The organism is Neisseria sp. P0022.S010, from assembly GCF_051956635.1.
The window spans coordinates 1-2,545 of sequence record NZ_JBQCXF010000434.1 but is presented as its reverse complement, the minus strand read 5'-3'; the positions used below and the strand labels follow the sequence as shown (position 1 = coordinate 2,545).

At 58.8% G+C, this 2,545-nt stretch carries 2 protein-coding genes; both read left to right on the top strand.

Translation table 11 applies throughout. The features are described from left to right. A partial coding sequence (nadA, locus tag ACTHUT_RS17820) for a quinolinate synthase NadA (RefSeq protein WP_440419257.1) occupies window positions 1-909 on the top strand: 909 nt, incomplete at its 5' end. Between the two features lie 51 nt (window positions 910-960). Beyond that, window positions 961-2,469, top strand: coding sequence for an L-aspartate oxidase (gene nadB, locus ACTHUT_RS17815; RefSeq protein ID WP_250600538.1), 1,509 nt, complete (start codon window positions 961-963; stop codon window positions 2,467-2,469). The last annotated feature ends 76 nt before the right edge of the window (window positions 2,470-2,545 follow it).

Below are 2,545 nucleotides of genomic sequence, written 5' to 3'. Positions count from 1 at the left end.
ATTCAGGATTTGGCTTTGGAAACAGGCGGATGTGTGGGCGATTCGTTGGAGATGGCACGCTTCGGCGCGGAACATGAAGCCGGTACGCTGGTGGTGGCTGGCGTGCGCTTCATGGGCGAGAGCGCGAAAATCCTCTGCCCTGAAAAAACGGTGCTGATGCCTGATTTGGAGGCGGAATGTTCTTTGGATTTGGGTTGCCCGGAAGAAGCGTTTTCAGCGTTTTGCGACCAACACCCCGACCGTACGGTGGTGGTGTACGCCAACACTTCCGCCGCCGTGAAGGCGCGTGCCGACTGGGTGGTAACGTCTTCGGTGGCGTTGGAAATCGTGTCGTATCTGAAATCGCGCGGCGAGAAACTAATTTGGGGGCCCGACCGCCACCTCGGCGACTATATCCGCCGCGAAACGGGCGCGGATATGCTGTTGTGGCAGGGTTCGTGCATCGTCCATAACGAATTCAAAGGGCAGGAACTGGCGGCGTTGAAGGCGGAGCATCCCGACGCGGTGGTGCTGGTTCATCCCGAATCGCCGCAAAGCGTCATCGAACTGGGCGACGTGGTCGGTTCGACCAGCAAACTGCTGAAAGCCGCCGTATCGCGTCCTGAAAAAAAATTCATTGTGGCGACCGATTTGGGCATCCTGCACGAAATGCAAAAACAGGCGCCCGACAAAGAATTTATCGCCGCCCCGACGGCGGGCAACGGCGGGAGCTGCAAAAGCTGCGCGTTCTGCCCGTGGATGGCGATGAATTCGCTGGACGGCATCAAATATGCCCTGACAAGCGGACGTAACGAAATCCTGTTGGACAGAAAGCTGGGCAAAGCCGCCAAACTGCCTTTGCAGCGTATGCTCGACTTCGCGGCAGGACTCAAGCGCGGGAATGTGTTCAACGGCATGGGGCCCGCCTGATTTGCCGTCCATATTGCCGTTTCAGACGACCTCTCAAACAAGGACAACACCATGCAAACCGATTGCGACGTATTGATTGCCGGAAACGGGCTGGCGGCACTGACACTCGCCCTGTCGCTGCCTGAATCGTTCCGCATCGTCATTTTGTGCAAAAACCGGCTGGACGACACTGCCAGCCGTCATGCCCAAGGTGGGATTGCGGCGGCGTGGTCGGGAGAGGATGACATCGAAAAACACGTCGCCGATACTTTGGAAGCGGGCGCGGGTTTGTGCGACGAAGCCGCTGTCCGCACCATCCTGTCGCAGGGCAAACCGGCAATCGAATGGCTGCTGGCGCAGGGCGTGGCGTTCGACCGGAATCATAACGACCTGCACCTGACGCGCGAAGGCGGGCATACCTGCCGCCGAATCGTCCACGTCGCCGACTACACGGGCGAAGCCGTCATGCAGAGCCTGATTGCCCAAATACGCTGCCGCCCGAACATCCGCGTTTGCGAGCGGCAGATGGCGTTGGACATTCAAACCGAATCAGGCGCGGCGTGCGGACTGACCGTCTTCGACCGCCGAACGCAAGAAACCTACCGCATCCGCGCCCGCCATACCGTACTCGCGGGCGGCGGCTTGGGACAGATTTACGCCGCTACCACCACGCCGCCCGAATGCACGGGCGACGCCATTGCCATGGCGATACGCGCAGGCTGCGCAGTCGAAAACCTCGAATTTATCCAATTCCACCCCACAGGCTTGGCAAGGTCGTCTGAAAACGGCCGCACCTTCCTGATTTCCGAAGCCGTGCGCGGCGAAGGCGGCATCCTGACCAACCAATCGGGTGAACGGTTTATGCCGCATTACGACTGCCGCGCCGAACTTGCGCCGCGCGACATCGTTGCCCGCGCCATCGCCGTCGAAATCGCCAAACAAACGCAAGACTTCGTCTCGCTCGACATCAGCCATCAATCTGCAGAGTTCGTCCTCCAGCATTTCCCGTCCATCCATCGGCACTGCCTGTCCCAATGCGGCTTGGATATCACGCGCCAAGCCATCCCTGTCCGCCCCGTGCAACACTACACCTGCGGCGGTATCCAAACCGACCCCAGCGGCAGAACCTCCCTGCCGCAGCTCTACGCCTTAGGCGAAACCGCCTGCACAGGGTTGCACGGAGCCAACCGCCTCGCCAGCAACTCCCTGCTCGAATGCGTCGTGACCGCCAGACTTGCCGCCCAAACCATCGCAGACGGACATGCGTTCCAAACCGAACCGTCTCAAAGGCCGTCTGAACGCTCCTCCGTCGAAACAGACATCTTTTCAGACGGTCTCCAAAACGCATTCAGCCGCCCTACCCTGCAAGCGTTCAATCAACGCCATCTGGGCATTCTCCGCAACGATACCAACCTGCACCGCGCCATCGCCCAACTGCGGCTTTGGAAGCAAAACCAAGCCGAACCGCACACCGCGTCCGAATACGAAAACCGCAACCTGCTCGAATGCAGCCTCGCCGTCGCCCAAGCCGCATACAGGCGGAGACAGAACATCGGAGCACATTTTAATAATGATTGTTAAGGCTGATAGTGAAAACATTTCTCCAATAAATAATGTCATTGGAAACTAAAATGCAGGGATTGACAGTAGTAATAAG